We start from the raw sequence: 14238 nt of genomic DNA on the forward strand, positions 1-14238 counted from the left end.
ACAAGTTCAAGCTTTTTCCTATGACCAGTTCCGTCGTGTCCAAAATTTCTGATGCCCAACCTAAGGTCGGCTTTGTCTCGCTCGGCTGCCCCAAGGCGCTGGTCGATTCCGAGCGCATCCTGACGCGCCTGAAGGGCGAGGGTTACGACACCTCGGCCTCCTATGCCGGCGCCGATGTCATTGTGGTCAATACCTGCGGCTTCCTCAATTCCGCCAAGGAAGAAAGCCTAAACGCCATCGGTGAGGCCCTGGCCGAAAACGGCAAGGTCATCGTCACCGGCTGCATGGGCGGCGAAGAGGCGATGATCCGTGCGCGCTTCCCCAATGTCGCCGCCGTCACCGGCGCGCACCAGTATGACGCCGTCATGGACGCCGTACACAACGTGGTGCCGCCAAGGCCCGATCCGTTCCGCCCGCTGGTGCCGGAAAACTCAGCCGGTGTGCGCCTGACGCCGAAGCACTATGCGTATCTCAAGATTTCCGAAGGCTGCGATCACCGCTGCTCCTTCTGCATCATCCCGTCTTTGCGCGGTGATCTCGCCTCTCGCCCCGTGGCCGACGTGTTGCACGAGGCCGAGATCCTGGCCAAATCCGGCGTCAAGGAACTGCTCGTCGTGTCGCAGGACACCTCCGCCTACGGGCTCGATATCCGCTACGCCCAGAGCGAATGGCGCGGCCAGAACTGGAACGCTTCGTTCGAGGACCTCTCGCGCGGGCTTGGCGAACTCGGCATCTGGGTGCGGATGCACTATGTCTACCCCTATCCGCACGTCAATTCGGTCATCCCGCTGATGGCCGAGGGCAAGATCCTGCCCTATCTTGATATCCCCTTCCAGCACGCGTCGCCGAAGATCCTCAAGGCGATGAAGCGCCCCGGCAATCAGGAAAAGACGCTCGACCGCATCCTGTCATGGCGCGAAATCTGCCCTGACCTGACCCTGCGCTCGACCTTCGTCGTCGGCTTCCCCGGCGAGACCGAGGCCGATTTCAACTTCCTGCTCGATTGGCTCGAAGCCGCGCAGATCGATCGCGTCGGCGCCTTCGCCTATGAAAACGTCGAGGGGGCCGCTGCCAAGCTGCTACCCGATCATGTACCCGAAGAGGTCAAGCAGGATCGCTTAGCGCGCTTCATGGCCGTGGCCTCGCGCATTTCGGCGCACAAGCTGCAGGCCAAGGTGGGCCGCATCGAGGACTGTCTGGTCGATGACATCCGCAATGACGGCACCGCCATCGCCCGCACCAAAGGCGATGCGCCCGAAATCGACGGGCACATCTTCCTTAAAGGCTTCAGCGGCCTGAAGGCCGGCGACCTGGTCAGGGCCAGGGTGACCAAGGCCGACGCCTATGACCTGTGGGGCGAGCCCGAAGGCCTGATCAAGCTCAATCGCGTGCCGGGTGCCACCCCACGCCGGATGCACAATCTGATCACGCGCCGCTAAACAGCCGCTTTCAGCGCGTCGATATCTGCACCTTCTATGGCGGTAAGACTGGCTTCGATTTTCTCGATCGGCCAGTCCCACCATTTTATTTCCAATAAATCAGAAATAATCTCATCTGAAAAGCGCTGACGGATGACCTGCGCCGGATTGCCGCCCACAATAGTGTAGGGCGCGACGTCCTTTGTCACCACCGCGCCGGAGGCAATGATGGCGCCAGAACCAATGGTGACGCCCGGCATGATCGTGGCGCCATGACCGATCCAGACATCATGCCCGACCTCCGTATCGCGGAACGGAAGGTCGATATAGCCCATCATGGTTTCGGGCCTGAACACCTTGAACGGATAGGTCGAAAACCCGCCCATCGGATGATTGGCCGATGAGGTGATGAAGGTCGTGCCATGGGCAAACTGGCAGAACTTGCCAATCGTGAGTTTCTCCTTGCTGATCGGGAAGAGATAGGGTGCCAGGGTCTGCGCCCAGTTGGCCTGTGGCAAGGCATTCGACGCATAGGAATAGGCCCCGACCGAGATGCGCGGATGGTCGATGACGTTTTGCAGATAAACCGTGCTGGTGATCACCGTGCCATTTGGCGCGGTGATCGGGTGGACGGAATCCGCCTTGAGAAGAGACATGGGATAACCTTTTTTGAGATCAGAACTTCGCCGTCAGGCGACGTGACAGGCGGGCCTTGATGCGCGCCAAAGCCTCGGTCGAAGCCGGCCGGATGAAATCGTAGCCGATGTCCTTCCAGTCGGGATCGTCCTTTTCGTAGCCCAGGCGCGGCAGGATTTCGAGCGAAGTCACGAAGGCCTGGTGACGGTAAGGCAACAGGACGCCGCCATGCGCCTGCTGGTGCGCTTTGGCCGCATCGTAATCGCGGAACCAGTGATTGATCGAATCCTTGAGGCTGGGGGCGGTGAAGATTTCGGAAAAATCGACCTCTTCCGCAGCGCTTTTCAAGGCCGTCCAGTTGGGGAAGCCGGCTTCCTGCGCGATCACGGTCAGGGCGTGCTTGAGCTGCACACCCTGAGGCGCGTTTTCCAGCCGGCGGAAGCGATCACGCGCGCTCACATCGTCGGCGCGCACCGCTTTCAGCAGTTTCGCGGCGTCGCGTTTATAGGCATCGAGGGGCTTGAGGTCATGCGTATCAGGCATGGGATATCTCCTTTGTACAAGGCCTTTTCCCCATCCAGAAAAGCCACAAAAGAGCAGATTTTATAACGGCAACCGTGTGCGTGAGGGTGACCGGAGGTCTTTCGCAGGGCTGAGCCTCACCTCAAGGCTCTGCCTCTCTTTAGCCATTCCGCACAGAAAAGGCAAGATGGACGCGGTGAACCCCGGCTTAACCTCCTGCGTTTGCATTTTTTTCATCTATGTGGCGTGAAGTTAGCCTAGGGATTTTACGTAACCGCCCCAAGCCACACAGGGTCCAGACCTTTGATCAATCTCAAGGACACGCTGCCGGAACTGAACTATACGCACGAGGCCCGCATACCGGCCGAGGGCGTGGTTCGCAAGGCGCCCGCCTTTCACGATCGCTGGTGGTCGAGCGATGACGGCCTGCGTCTCTATGCCCGCGATTATCCGGCCGCCCCCGGCCGCGTGCGCCTGCCGGTCATCTGCCTGCATGGCCTGACGCGCAACAGCGCCGATTTCGAGGAGGTGGCCCCCTCTATCGCCGCGCTCGATCGTCGCGTCATCGTGCCCGATATGCGCGGCCGCGGCCTGTCGGAAAACGATCCCGACGCCATGAACTACCACCTGTGGACCTACGCCAAGGACGTGCTGGGCCTGTGCGACGCCATGGGGATCGGCCAGGCCATCTTTATCGGCAATTCGATGGGCGGCATGATCACCATGGTGCTGTCGACCCTGCGTCCCAACCTGGTCAAATCAGCCGTGCTCAACGATATCGGACCTACCGTGGCTCCGAAGGGCCTGGCGCGCATTTCCGCCTTCGCCGCCCTGCCGCGCAAGGCCATGCGCAACTGGCAGGAGGCCGCCCTTTTTGTCGCTGAACAAAACAAGCTGGCCTTCCCCGGTCATACCCAGGATGACTGGCTGAAAATGGCCCGCCGCGTCTTCAAAAAGGGCCGCGACGGCTATCTGCACCTCGCCTACGACCCGAGCATCACCGATGCCTTCAAGGGCATGACAGTGGCGCTCAGCGCCTATGATCTGGCGCCCTGCTATGCCAGTCTGGCCACCGCCCGCAAACTGCTTCTGGTGCGCGGTGCGCTGTCGGATGTGCTTGATGCCGGTGAGGCACGCAAGATGGCCGGCATGGCGCGTGATTTCACCCGCGTCGATATCGACCATACCGGCCATACCCCGACGCTTAGCGAACCGCAGGCGCGCGCCGCCCTCACGCGCTTTCTTGAAACTCAGGTCTGACGCCCTATATCCTGCGCATGACTGGAAAGGGCTGATATGACGCGGACTATGGTTTTTGACAGCCCCTACCTGTTGGGCTTCGATGATATGCGCCTGCTGATCGAGCGCATCGGCCGCAGCCATGACAACTATCCTCCCTACAATGTCGAATCCTTGAGCGCAGATCATTTCCGCATCAGCATCGCCGTCGCGGGTTTTACAGCCGAACACTTACGCATCGAGGTGAAGGGTGCGCACCTGACGGTTTCGGCGACCCGCGATCGCACCGGCGAGACCGATACGCGCGATTATCTGCATCGCGGCATCGCGCTCAGGAGCTTTAACCGCGCGTTTGTGCTGAGTGATGGGCTGGAGGTCAGCAAGGCCAGCCTGGCCTACGGGCTTCTGCATATCGATCTTCACCGCCCCAAGGCCAGCGAAGAGATCAAGCTTATACCGATTGAGGTTGTGGGTTAATTCCAAAATTCATACCTTTGAATTTTGGCAACGCCCGCCGCCGCCGTTGCGGCGTATCCCTTACGAAAGAGGCTTGATCCTATTTGCGCAGCAAATAGGATTAAGCCGCGTTTGAATCCGCGATGCCGGTAAGCAGGGCATAGAGGGCGTCCGGCTTGTCGGTCTTGCGCAGTTGTTCGCGCAGATCCTTCTGACGCAGCACGCGCGAGACCTTGGCCAGGGCGCGCAAATGCTCGGTACCGGCGTTTTCCGGCGCCAGCAGGGCGAAGATCAGGTCAACCGGCATGTCGTCTATCGAATCGTAATCGACCGGGGTTTCCAGACGCACGAAGATGCCGTGCATACGGTCAAGCCCCTTGAGCGCGGCATGCGGCACGGCTACGCCGAGGCCCACACCGGTCGAGCCCAGCTTTTCACGTTCCAGCAAAGCCTGATGCACCTCAGCCGAATCGAGACCCAACTGGCGCGCCGCAATATCGGCCACCATTTGCAGACCCTGACGCTTGGAATTGACGCTGACATTGCCGAGGATGGCGTGTCTGTCCAGCAGGCTCGTTAGAAACATTGTATATCCATGGTCAGATCAGACAGGTGCCAACGTGCGGAAGGGCTGCAACAACGACCAGATCGCAGTCGCAGCCCTGCCATAGAGGGATGGATCGACAAGGTCAAGCCACCCCTCACGCACCAAGGGTTGAGCCGTCTACTGAGTCATGGTCTTCGGGGCAGTACGTTGCGGATCAATCCAGCCAATATTGCCATCAGGGCGGCGATAGATGACCGACAGGCCACCATGGGCGGCGTTACGGAACATGATCGCCGGATAGTTGGACAACTCCATCTCGGCCACGGCGATCGAAACCGTCATGGTGCGGAGCGATTGCTCGGTTTCGGCAATGATCATCGAGTGCGGTGGCGAGGTGTGATCCATGCCGTCATCGATTTCGTCGGCGTCATCCTCGATATCGAAGGCGCGCAGGACCGTGACATTGGCCGTTTCTTCCTTGGCCGGCGTACCGTTATGATGCTGTTTCAGGCGCTGCTTGTAGCGTCGCACGCGCTTTTCCATGGTGTCGAGCGTACCGTCGAAGGCCGAATGGGCGTCGCCGCCAAAACCGTGCGAGATCAGGGTCTGACCCGAGGCCAGCCTGACCCAGCAATCCGCCTTGAACAAGTGACCCTGCTTGGAGATGGTCACTTCGGCGTCGCCGCCGCGTTCAAAATATTTGGCGATGCCTGACGTAAGTTCGGTTTCAATGCGCTCGCGCAAGGCGTCACCGACCTCGACCTGTTTTCCACTGACTTGAATTTGCATAGCGATATGTCGCTCCGTTCTTAAAACAACAAGAACTTCGTCGCCGGCCAAAGACGAATGTTGAGCGGCCGGCGGCAATGGGCACCCAGGGCGTATCCCTGCGGGTACGGCTCGTACTGTACGCCTCTTGCGCCTGATGGGAAGTCAAGAAATCGTGTAGGAGGTGCGACAGAAAAGCACCCCATTCACCTTGTTTTTTATCAGTTTAATCACGGGGCAGGCGCAGACTGCCGCACACCGGAAAGTGCGTTAGCGGCTTTGACGCTTGCGCTCGACCGAAGACGGGATGCGCAAGGCTTCGCGATATTTCGCCACGGTGCGGCGGGCGATATCGACACCCGCTTCTTTCAGAATTTCGACAATGCGGTCGTCCGACAGGATCTCGCCGGAGTTTTTCTCGCCGTCGATAAGGGTCTTGATCTTGTGACGCACCAATTCCGCCGAATGGGCCGAGGTGCCGTCATTCGAGGCGATGGATGAGGTGAAGAAGAACTTCAGTTCGAAGACGCCGCGCGGCGTGGCGACATACTTGTTGGAGGTGACGCGCGATACGGTCAATTCGTGCATCCCCACGGCGTCGGCCACGGTTTTCAAATTGAGCGGGCGCAGATATTCGACGCCATAGACGAAGAAGGCGTCCTGCTGGCGGACGATCTCGGCCGATACCTTGAGGATGGTGCGGGCGCGCTGATCCAGGCTCTTGATCAGCCAGTTGGCCTGGCTCAAACACTCGTTGAGATAGGATTTCTCGGATTCGGAGCGCGCCGCCGTCGCCACCTTGGTGTGGTATTTCTGATCGACCAGAACGCGCGGCAGGGTGTCGGAATTGAGATCGATGCGCCAGCCGCCATTGGCATCAGCGCGCACGAAAACATCGGGCACCACGGTCTGCGACGGCTCGGCGCCATAGGCGGAGCCGGGGCGCGGATTGAGCGATTTCAGCTCGGCAATCATCTCGCTCAGGTCTTCTTCATCGACACCGCACACCTTGCGCAGGGCGCTGAGATCGCGGCGGGCGAGAAGCTCAAGATTATCGATCAGGGCCTGCATGGCCGGATCGAAGCGGTTGCGCTCGACCAGTTGCAGTTTCAGGCATTCCGGCACGCTGGTGGCCATGATGCCGGTCGGCTCAAACCCCTGGCAGGTGCCAAGCACCTTCTCGACCAGGGCCAGCTCGCAGCCCAGGCGATCAGCGATCTCGGTCAGGGGCACGCGCATATAGCCGGCCTCATCGACGGCATCGATCAGGATCTGGGCGATCGCCATTTCCGACGCGCTGAAATGCGCGATCAGGGCCTGGTCGGTCAGGTGTTCGGTCAGGGTTTTTTCGCGCGTCAGGGCGCGTTCCATATCTTCGTCGCCATCGAAGCCCGTGCCGCCCGTGCCCGCCTTGGACCAGTCGACCACCGGGCCTTCGTTGGAGTCGGAGACAACCAATTCGCGCTCGCGCACCACCGGCTCATCATCGCCATAAACATCGGAAGACGAGGCATCGAGATCGGAATTGGCGGCGATGGTATCGCGGTCACTCAGTTCCAGTTCGCGTGATTCGCCGCTGTCGCTGGTCTCTGCCGGCGCATCTAAGTCGTTGGCGTCACCGACCGGATCGGCGTCATCGCGCTGCAGGAGCGGATTGCGTTCCAGTTCGGTCTCGATCACCGCCTCAAGCTCAAGATTCGACAGTTGCAGCAGCTTGATAGCCTGCTGCAACTGAGGGGTGATCACTAACCCCTGTCCCTGCTTGAGTTCTAATCTTTGACCGAGCGCCATTTCAGACCTTCAAGCGCAATCCGATAAAGTGGTTGCCACTTTTCAGGTGTATTGCGCGCCAAACGAAAAACATGTTCGCGTCATACTGAGCGAAAAACGTCTATATTTCTTTAGCTCCCGTCATTTTTTGCGGAAACCGTACGAAAATAATGTCTGGCATTATTGCGTTAACAATTCCTGTCGAAACGTTAACATTAACGGGTCAAGGCCGTTAAGTATTAAAAAACTCGCCGAGATAGACGCGCTTCACTTCCGGATCGTGGGTGATCTGGTCGGCCGTGCCTTCGAAAAGCACCTCGCCGGAGTGGATGATCGAGGCGCGATCGACAAGATCGAGCGTTTCGCGGACATTGTGATCGGTGATCAGAATGCCGATGCCGCGGCTCTTGAGGTACATGACCACTTCGCGGATATCAGAGATCGCCAGCGGATCAATACCGGCGAAAGGTTCATCGAGCAGCATGAAGGAGGGCTTGCCGGCCAGCGCACGGGCGATTTCGACGCGGCGACGCTCACCCCCTGACAGGGCGGTTGCCGGCGAATGGCGGATATGGGTGATGCGCAGTTCTTCGAGCAGGCGCGTCGTTTCTTCGCGCACCAGCGCCGGGTTCTTTTCATTTAGTTCGAGCACGGCCAGGATGTTCTGCTCCACCGACATGCCGCGGAAGATCGAGGCTTCCTGCGGCAGATAGCCCAGCCCCATGCGGGCGCGCTGATACATCGGCTGGTGGGTGATATCCTGACCATCGAGCTTGATCGTGCCATAATCGGCTTCGATCAGGCCAGTGATCATATAGAAGCAGGTGGTCTTGCCGGCGCCGTTGGGCCCCAGAAGCCCGACAACCTCGCCACGGCCGAGCTTCAGGCTCACACTCTTGACGACGGCGCGTTCCTTGTAGGTCTTGCCGATGCCGTCCACGACGATACCTTCGGTAAGGTCAGCCTTGACCGGAGACGGATGAAGCTCTTCAATACGGTTCATTGAATGGTCTACTGTGCCGGTTTTTTATCGGGATAGATGATCGCCTTGACGCGGCCATTGCCGTTGTCGAAATTGGTCACCTTGTTGGTGACCTGATAGACCAGACGGCTGCCGGTCATGACATTCTGCTTTTGCGTCAGGATAACCTGGCCAGTGAAGATCAGATTATCGGAGGTCTTGGTGTAGACCGCCTGATCGCTTTTGATGGTGTTTTCGATCGTCACGTAATAGACGTTGCCGGTGGCTTCGATGACCTGAACGGGGCCGAAACCGCTGCCGCCTTCGCCGGGTGCGAAGGTGATGCGAATATTATCAGCGCGCAGGCGGGCGTCGTCCTGCTTGACCTCGACGCGGCCATTCCACACCTGCGTATGGGTGTTTTCTTCAAGGTGCATGGCGTCGCCGCCAACCATGACAGGACCACCCTGACCGGACACCTGCGCCTGGACGGCACCCGACAGGCCAAAACCCAGCCCGACCGCCGCCAGCACCGCCACAACCTTATGCGTCTTCATCACGTCGTCATCCCTTAGAGAGCCCTTCGCGCCGGATTGCGGCGAAAAACCTTTGATTACTGTATCTGCGCCCAGACCTTGGTCTCGCCCTTACCCTTGAAATCAACGACACGTCCGTCATTGGAAATGATAAAGGATTCTCCCTCTATATGACCCACCGAACCCGTTCCTTCAACGTGTTTGTCGCCATAGACGGTCGAATTCTCCAGATTGACAATGGCCTGCTCGGTCTTGACCACGAAATCCGATCCACCGGCCTCCATGACCACATGACCATTCAGGGTGAAGGTGTTGTTGGTCTGGTCATAAACGCCATTGGCCGCCGAAATGCGCGTCGGGCGTTCGTTATCGCCGTTCTTGAATTCCATATACGGCGCTTTAAGCTGGATCGTGGTCGCGTTTTGCGACTTGCGGATTGCCTCCAGGCCACTGATGGTAAAGTGGTCGCCGCTGGAGCCCTGACCATAATAGCGCGGATTGGTCATGCGCACTTCGCTGGTGGCGGCGCTATAGACGTTCATCGAATTGATAATGGTCTGGGCCGCGATCCAGCCGACATTGAGCAGGCCCAGCAGGATAATCGAACCCGGCAAGGCTTTGCGCAGGAAGGCGATCATGCGCGAGCGGCGGCGCACGGCCGCAACCTGTTGCGCCAGACGCACCTGACGCTCGGCCTTTTCGACCTGTAAGTCGATCGGCGCCGCATTACCCAAAGGCTGCAGCGGTTCGTGGAGGTCCGTCAGGGTCATAATTGGCCTGTCAATTGGAGCGGATTATGCCCAGCTATGCGCGAAGATATCGCAATCTTCCCATCCTGCCAAATCCAGTTTGACGCGGTGCGGTAAAAAGGCCATCGCCGCCCTGGCCAGATGGTCGCGGCCTTCGCGCGCCAGCATGATATCGAGCTTCTCTTTCAGGGCGTGCAGGTGCAGCACATCCGAAGCCGCATAGGCCAGTTGTTCGGGCGACAAGGTGCCGGCGCCCCAGTCCGAGCTTTGCTGCGCCTTGGAGAGATCGACAGCCAGCAGTTCGCGGGTCAGATCCTTCAGGCCATGGCGATCGGTGTAAGTGCGCGCCAGTTTCGAAGCGATCTTGGTGCAGTAGACCGGCGAGGTGGTGACACCCAGGTGCAGCTCGAACATGCCGATATCGAAGCGGCCGTAATGGAAGAGCTTGAGCACGTTCGGATCGGCCAGCAGCTTCTTGAGGTTCGGACAATCATAGCCGGGGCGCGCCATGCGCACGACGTGGGCGTGGCCGTCACCGGCGGAAAGCTGGACAACACAGAGCTGGTCGCGGTGGAAACGCAGGCCCATGGTCTCGGAATCGATGGCGACGGACGCGCCGAGATCAAGACCATCGGGCAGATCGCCTTCGTGATAAAATACGGTCAAAATACATGCCTTTTCGCTGGAGCTGTTCACAATGCCCCTTTGGGATTTGGCCTAATCCCAAACGCCGAAAAGGTCAATTGCTCCTACAGTTTAGCGCGCAGGAAAGCCATCATGCGTGTCCATGACAGCTCAGCCGCTTCCGGATCATAGACCTCAGGCCGCGTCTTGTTGAAGAACGCGTGATCCGCCTCATAGCCGTAGATTTCCGGCGCATGGCCGGCCTTCGTCATCGAGGCCTCGATATCGGCCACCACGGCCGGCGTCACCCAATCGTCCTTCGTGCCGAAATGGCCCTGGAACGGCACCTTGATATCGGCTGGATCGGCGAACGCTTTCGGCGGCACGCCGTAGTAGCACACCCCCGCCTTGAAGCCTTCGAGGCGTGCGGTGGCAGCGATGGTCAGGGCGCCGCCCATGCAGAAGCCCATGACGGCGACGGACGGATTAATCGCTTTCAGATAGTCGAGCGCCGCCGCGATATCCTGATGGACCGCGCCCGGAAAATCGAGGCCGTTCATCAGGTGGCTGGCCTCGTCGGCATCCTTGGTGATGCGGCCATGATAAAGATCAGGCGCCAAAGCATTGAAGCCTTCGAACTCGAAGCGATCGACGATCGACTTGATGTGGTCGTTCAGACCCCACCATTCCTGAATGACGATGACGCTCGGCTTGCTCTTGTCGATATCGGAGAGGTAAGCGTCGAGATGGCCGCCATCGGCGCGATTGAGGGTGATCATGCGGCCCATGCAGGGTCTCCTAGAAGCTTGTGGTGGGGTATATATAGGCCGGATCTAAGCGTGCGCAAACCCGCCGGCCTGCCACAAAGCGATTTCCCTGTGCAGATTGTCACGCGCCACGGTTTCACGTCCGGCAAATTCCGGCGTGAGGAAAAGAGAGTTGCGCGTAAGCGTCGGCTGGAGGAACAGCGCCACGCGGCCCGCCGCATAGGCGTCATGACCATAGACCGGCAGATATTCGCGATAGACGCCCTCGGCATAGGCGCGATAAGCCGGCCAGTCCGCGCTCAGGATCGACATGTCGATATCGAGCAGCAGGTTGGTATCCGGATCAGATGTGGCGGTGTGATGTTGCGTCGCCACGATCATGGCGCCGGCGCGTTCGGTATCGATATCGGGCAGAAGCTCGCGCATCAGGTCAGCGCTGCGCGCCTCGTTATCCTGCCGTGACGCATCATAAATGATATCGTGAAAAAACAGGGCCAGCAGCACGGTATCGGGCATCTGGAGATGTTCGCGCAGGCGTTCGGCATGGGCCACCACAGCGCTGATGTGAGCAAGTGTATGATAGTGGCGATGCGGTTCGCCATAGGCAGACACCAGAACCTGCCAGACCGGATGACGGCGTGCGCTTTCTACGCCCAGCCGTTCACACAGATCCAGCCAGGTGGTTTCCAGAGTCATCATGCCGGAGTCAGAGCCATCACCGTATCGAGCAGGCCGATTGCGGCATATCGCGATACCATCGGTCGCTTGAAGGGGTAAGATGTCAGAGTTTTAGCGGGCCGATGGCTGGCGCTGTGTATCCGCGTAAGCGCGGTTACGTGGCGTCGCCATGGCCGAGACGAAGGCGGCGGCACATTGCGCCGGCGCACAACTGCGGGCGGCGGAAATCCAGTTTACGGCGTCGATCTTTTGCATAGGCTATCCTCTACTCACGCAATCGGACGGGTCTGTGCCTGCCCTTATTATGAACCTGTCATCTGGTTATAGCCGATAATTATCAAGATTCGATGATGAAGACCTGAATCAGGCGTTAACCCTGATCACAAGTGATCACCGCGCCGGCCATTCCCAGGTGGGTCGTTCCAATGTCTGCATGTCGTGATCGCGGATAACGGTTTCGCCCAACTCCTTTTCCAGCAGAATGCGCCGAGTGGGCGCGGCCGCTTCCAGAGCCGCCACGAGTTCCGGCGCGTGCGAAACAACAATCACCTGCGACCGTCTGGAAGCATTAGCAATCAGGCGACCGAGCGGCGCCAGCAAATTCGGATGCAGGCTCATCTCCGGTTCGTTCAACACCATCAGGGACGGTGGGCGTGGCGACAGCAGGGCGGCGATCAGCAGCAGATAGCGCAAAGTACCGTCGGATAACTCAGCCGTTTTCAACGGGCGCAAGAGACCCGTCTGGCGCATGACGATCTCGACATAAGCGCCGGCGAATTCGACCTCAATCCGCGATCCCGGGAAGGCATCGTCAACAGCCTCAGTCATATCTTCGACGGCCCCGACGGACCGGATGGTTTCAATAGCGGCCGCCAGGTCGTGGCCATCGCTGGCGAGCACGGGCGAATGGGTGCCGATCTGCGGCTGACGCAACGGCGCCTCGCGGTCGGTACGGAAGTGATCGTAAAATCGCCAGTTGCGCATGCTTTCCCGCACCAGCAAAAGTTCCGCGCCTTCGCGGGGATCGCTGCCATGCGTCATCAGACTATCGAAGGGCGACAGATTGGTCAGGGCCTCCTGCCAGATATTGGCCTTGTCACGCACCTGAATGAGTGGGCCCTTGCGTTTGGCGATTTCATTGCGCGGGCTTAAGATTTGCCCCAGCCACAGGCTTTCGGACTTTATATGCGGATCGTGCGGGAAAACCGAGGTCAGCGGTGGCGGCAGGCCCAAATCGATCGCATAGCCGTAGTCTTCCGACGTAAAACCCAGCTTAAGACTGACCGGGTGCTTGCGCACCGTGCCCTGAATGGCGTGTTCACCGCTTTTCATGCTGCGAGAGAACTGTTCGGGACCTGCCCAAAGCGTCGAATCCAGTCCGCCTTCGGAGGCAATCGAGCGAACAATCCCGCCATGGGCGATCTCCGCCAGCAGGCGCAAGGCACGATAAAGGCTCGACTTGCCGGAGCCATTGGCGCCGGTCACCACATTGAGCATATCCAGTTCCAGCCGCACATCGCGCAGCGAACGGTAACCAGAGATGGCCAGGGTGGTGATCATGGCTCAGCTTATGGGCCGCACATGCGCTTGGCAAGATATGCAGGAACGCAGGCACCCGATTTCACCCTGCCGCAACGTCCGGCCAAAAGCTACCGCCCGGCCTTACGCGTACCGACAAGATGCCCTGAATCAAAGCGGGATCTTTTGTCTGGGCCACACCGTCAGCGCTTAGACGGCGCAGGCTATATGCTTGATTTTGAATTGGAAAAGCCCGCGTCCTTTAGGGAACCGGCTTTATTGGTGGAGCTTAGCGGAGTCGAACCGCTGACCTCTTGCATGCCATGCAAGCGCTCTACCAGCTGAGCTAAAGCCCCATCTTTAGGATGGCATCGAATGGGTTGCCCCGTCCGAGGCGGCGACTTCTAGTTCAGGGTTCGCGGGGACGCAAGCCCTTTTGCGAACTTTTTTGAACTTTTTCACAGGCATGACGCACAGACCCGACACAGGCCTAAAAAAAACCCGCCGGATCGCGCCGGCGGGTTTGATATTTAGCGGTCGTCGTCTTCTTCGCCGGGCAGGCCGTCGATTTCTTCGTCGAAATCGGCGTCATCCTCGTCTTCGAGGAACGGCACGTCGTCGGCGTCATCGTCGACCAGTTCGGCGTCTTCGATATCCATATCGACGCTATCGGGCGTACCGACACGGGCCGGATCGGCCGGATCGAGGTCTTCGTCTTCGTCCACCAGCAGCGGATCGTCGGCAACCACCTGATCGATTTCCGGCGTGATGATTTCGGGCTCTTCGTCCTCATCTTCCTCTTCAGCCGCCGCCTTTGCCTTGGCCAGATCTTCGGTTTCCTCGTCCGTATCTTCATAATCGGTCGGGGCGGTGCGGACACGCGAGCGGCGCGTGCGGACGACTTCTTCCTGGTCGAACTCGAACTCGCAACGCGGGCAGTGCGCCGGGTGCTTGTTCAGGTCGTAGAATTTTGCCGTGCAGTTCGGGCAAACTTGTTTGGTGCCTAAGGCAGGATCAGCCACGAGAATTCCTTTAAGTGAGGTTTGGGC

General features: G+C 59.2%; 17 protein-coding genes and 1 tRNA gene. 3 read left to right on the plus strand and 15 right to left on the minus strand.

Annotation, left to right across the window (positions count from 1 at the left end):
* Positions 1–20: 20 nt before the first annotated feature.
* Positions 21–1439, plus strand: coding sequence for a 30S ribosomal protein S12 methylthiotransferase RimO (gene rimO, locus ABQ278_RS00400; protein WP_349320704.1), 1419 nt, complete (start codon positions 21–23; stop codon positions 1437–1439).
* On the opposite strand, the gene ABQ278_RS00405 is transcribed toward rimO, so the two are convergent.
* Both ABQ278_RS00405 and ABQ278_RS00410 read right to left on the minus strand, forming a co-directional pair.
* Positions 1436–2074: a CatB-related O-acetyltransferase gene (locus tag ABQ278_RS00405; protein ID WP_349320705.1), complete on the minus strand. Its 639-nt coding sequence runs from the start codon at positions 2072–2074 to the stop codon at positions 1436–1438. The genes rimO and ABQ278_RS00405 overlap by 4 nt on opposite strands.
* Before the next feature lie 19 nt (positions 2075–2093).
* Positions 2094–2597, minus strand: coding sequence for a hypothetical protein (locus ABQ278_RS00410; protein ID WP_349320706.1), 504 nt, complete (start codon positions 2595–2597; stop codon positions 2094–2096).
* A 282-nt stretch (positions 2598–2879) separates the two neighbouring features.
* Here ABQ278_RS00410 and ABQ278_RS00415 point away from each other — a divergent pair, with 282 nt between their 5' ends.
* Positions 2880–3836 (plus strand): alpha/beta hydrolase, encoded by a 957-nt coding sequence (locus ABQ278_RS00415; protein ID WP_349320707.1) that lies wholly within the window; start codon positions 2880–2882, stop codon positions 3834–3836.
* Positions 3837–3872: 36 nt separating this feature from the next.
* Positions 3873–4292 carry an Hsp20 family protein gene (locus tag ABQ278_RS00420; RefSeq protein ID WP_349320708.1) on the plus strand — a complete coding sequence of 140 codons (420 nt, stop codon included), beginning with the start codon at positions 3873–3875 and terminating at the stop codon, positions 4290–4292.
* 100 nt (positions 4293–4392) lie between these two features.
* On the opposite strand, the gene ptsN is transcribed toward ABQ278_RS00420, so the two are convergent.
* From ptsN to ABQ278_RS00485, 13 genes are all read right to left on the minus strand, one after another.
* Positions 4393–4857, minus strand: coding sequence for a PTS IIA-like nitrogen regulatory protein PtsN (ptsN, locus tag ABQ278_RS00425; RefSeq protein ID WP_349320709.1), 465 nt, complete (start codon positions 4855–4857; stop codon positions 4393–4395).
* Positions 4858–4995: 138 nt separating this feature from the next.
* Positions 4996–5607: a ribosome hibernation-promoting factor, HPF/YfiA family gene (raiA, locus tag ABQ278_RS00430; protein ID WP_018080624.1), complete on the minus strand. Its 612-nt coding sequence runs from the start codon at positions 5605–5607 to the stop codon at positions 4996–4998.
* A gap of 249 nt (positions 5608–5856) precedes the next feature.
* Positions 5857–7377, minus strand: coding sequence for an RNA polymerase factor sigma-54 (gene rpoN, locus ABQ278_RS00435; protein WP_349320710.1), 1521 nt, complete (start codon positions 7375–7377; stop codon positions 5857–5859).
* 211 nt (positions 7378–7588) lie between these two features.
* The gene (gene lptB, locus ABQ278_RS00440; RefSeq protein ID WP_349320711.1) at positions 7589–8359 is read right to left on the minus strand and encodes an LPS export ABC transporter ATP-binding protein; all 771 of its coding nucleotides are present in this window, start codon (positions 8357–8359) and stop codon (positions 7589–7591) included.
* A gap of 8 nt (positions 8360–8367) precedes the next feature.
* Entirely contained in the window at positions 8368–8874 is a 507-nt protein-coding gene (locus ABQ278_RS00445) for an LptA/OstA family protein (RefSeq protein ID WP_349322186.1), read from the minus strand.
* A 56-nt stretch (positions 8875–8930) separates the two neighbouring features.
* A complete protein-coding gene (gene lptC, locus ABQ278_RS00450; RefSeq protein WP_349320712.1) occupies positions 8931–9623 on the minus strand; it encodes an LPS export ABC transporter periplasmic protein LptC in 693 nt (230 codons plus the stop codon).
* Between the two features lie 24 nt (positions 9624–9647).
* Complete coding sequence (locus tag ABQ278_RS00455) at positions 9648–10268, minus strand: ribonuclease D (RefSeq protein WP_349320713.1); 621 nt, start codon at positions 10266–10268, stop codon at positions 9648–9650.
* Positions 10269–10351: 83 nt separating this feature from the next.
* On the minus strand, positions 10352–11014 hold the full coding sequence (locus ABQ278_RS00460; protein ID WP_349320714.1) for a dienelactone hydrolase family protein: 663 nt from the start codon (positions 11012–11014) through the stop codon (positions 10352–10354).
* Between the two features lie 45 nt (positions 11015–11059).
* Positions 11060–11692, minus strand: coding sequence for a hypothetical protein (locus ABQ278_RS00465; protein WP_349320715.1), 633 nt, complete (start codon positions 11690–11692; stop codon positions 11060–11062).
* A gap of 90 nt (positions 11693–11782) precedes the next feature.
* Positions 11783–11926: a hypothetical protein gene (locus ABQ278_RS00470; protein ID WP_349320716.1), complete on the minus strand. Its 144-nt coding sequence runs from the start codon at positions 11924–11926 to the stop codon at positions 11783–11785.
* Positions 11927–12061: 135 nt separating this feature from the next.
* Entirely contained in the window at positions 12062–13231 is a 1170-nt protein-coding gene (locus ABQ278_RS00475; RefSeq protein ID WP_349320717.1) for an AAA family ATPase, read from the minus strand.
* A gap of 238 nt (positions 13232–13469) precedes the next feature.
* Positions 13470–13545, minus strand: a tRNA-Ala gene (locus ABQ278_RS00480).
* Between the two features lie 174 nt (positions 13546–13719).
* On the minus strand, positions 13720–14211 hold the full coding sequence (locus ABQ278_RS00485; RefSeq protein WP_018080634.1) for a TIGR02300 family protein: 492 nt from the start codon (positions 14209–14211) through the stop codon (positions 13720–13722).
* Positions 14212–14238: the final 27 nt, after the last annotated feature.

It is taken from the genome of Asticcacaulis sp. MM231, from assembly GCF_964186625.1.
Taxonomy (GTDB): Bacteria; Pseudomonadota; Alphaproteobacteria; order Caulobacterales; family Caulobacteraceae; genus Asticcacaulis.

Coding starts and splice junctions, on each gene's coding strand:
- rimO (WP_349320704.1), top strand. CDS start 21: ATGACCAGTTCCGTCGTGTCCAAAATTTCTGATGCCCAACCTAAGGTC.
- ABQ278_RS00405 (WP_349320705.1), bottom strand. CDS start 2,074: ATGTCTCTTCTCAAGGCGGATTCCGTCCACCCGATCACCGCGCCAAAT.
- ABQ278_RS00410 (WP_349320706.1), bottom strand. CDS start 2,597: ATGCCTGATACGCATGACCTCAAGCCCCTCGATGCCTATAAACGCGAC.
- ABQ278_RS00420 (WP_349320708.1), top strand. CDS start 3,873: ATGACGCGGACTATGGTTTTTGACAGCCCCTACCTGTTGGGCTTCGAT.
- ptsN (WP_349320709.1), bottom strand. CDS start 4,857: ATGTTTCTAACGAGCCTGCTGGACAGACACGCCATCCTCGGCAATGTC.
- raiA (WP_018080624.1), bottom strand. CDS start 5,607: ATGCAAATTCAAGTCAGTGGAAAACAGGTCGAGGTCGGTGACGCCTTG.
- rpoN (WP_349320710.1), bottom strand. CDS start 7,377: ATGGCGCTCGGTCAAAGATTAGAACTCAAGCAGGGACAGGGGTTAGTG.
- lptB (WP_349320711.1), bottom strand. CDS start 8,359: ATGAACCGTATTGAAGAGCTTCATCCGTCTCCGGTCAAGGCTGACCTT.
- ABQ278_RS00445 (WP_349322186.1), bottom strand. CDS start 8,874: ATGAAGACGCATAAGGTTGTGGCGGTGCTGGCGGCGGTCGGGCTGGGT.
- lptC (WP_349320712.1), bottom strand. CDS start 9,623: ATGACCCTGACGGACCTCCACGAACCGCTGCAGCCTTTGGGTAATGCG.
- ABQ278_RS00460 (WP_349320714.1), bottom strand. CDS start 11,014: ATGGGCCGCATGATCACCCTCAATCGCGCCGATGGCGGCCATCTCGAC.
- ABQ278_RS00465 (WP_349320715.1), bottom strand. CDS start 11,692: ATGATGACTCTGGAAACCACCTGGCTGGATCTGTGTGAACGGCTGGGC.
- ABQ278_RS00470 (WP_349320716.1), bottom strand. CDS start 11,926: ATGCAAAAGATCGACGCCGTAAACTGGATTTCCGCCGCCCGCAGTTGT.
- ABQ278_RS00475 (WP_349320717.1), bottom strand. CDS start 13,231: ATGATCACCACCCTGGCCATCTCTGGTTACCGTTCGCTGCGCGATGTG.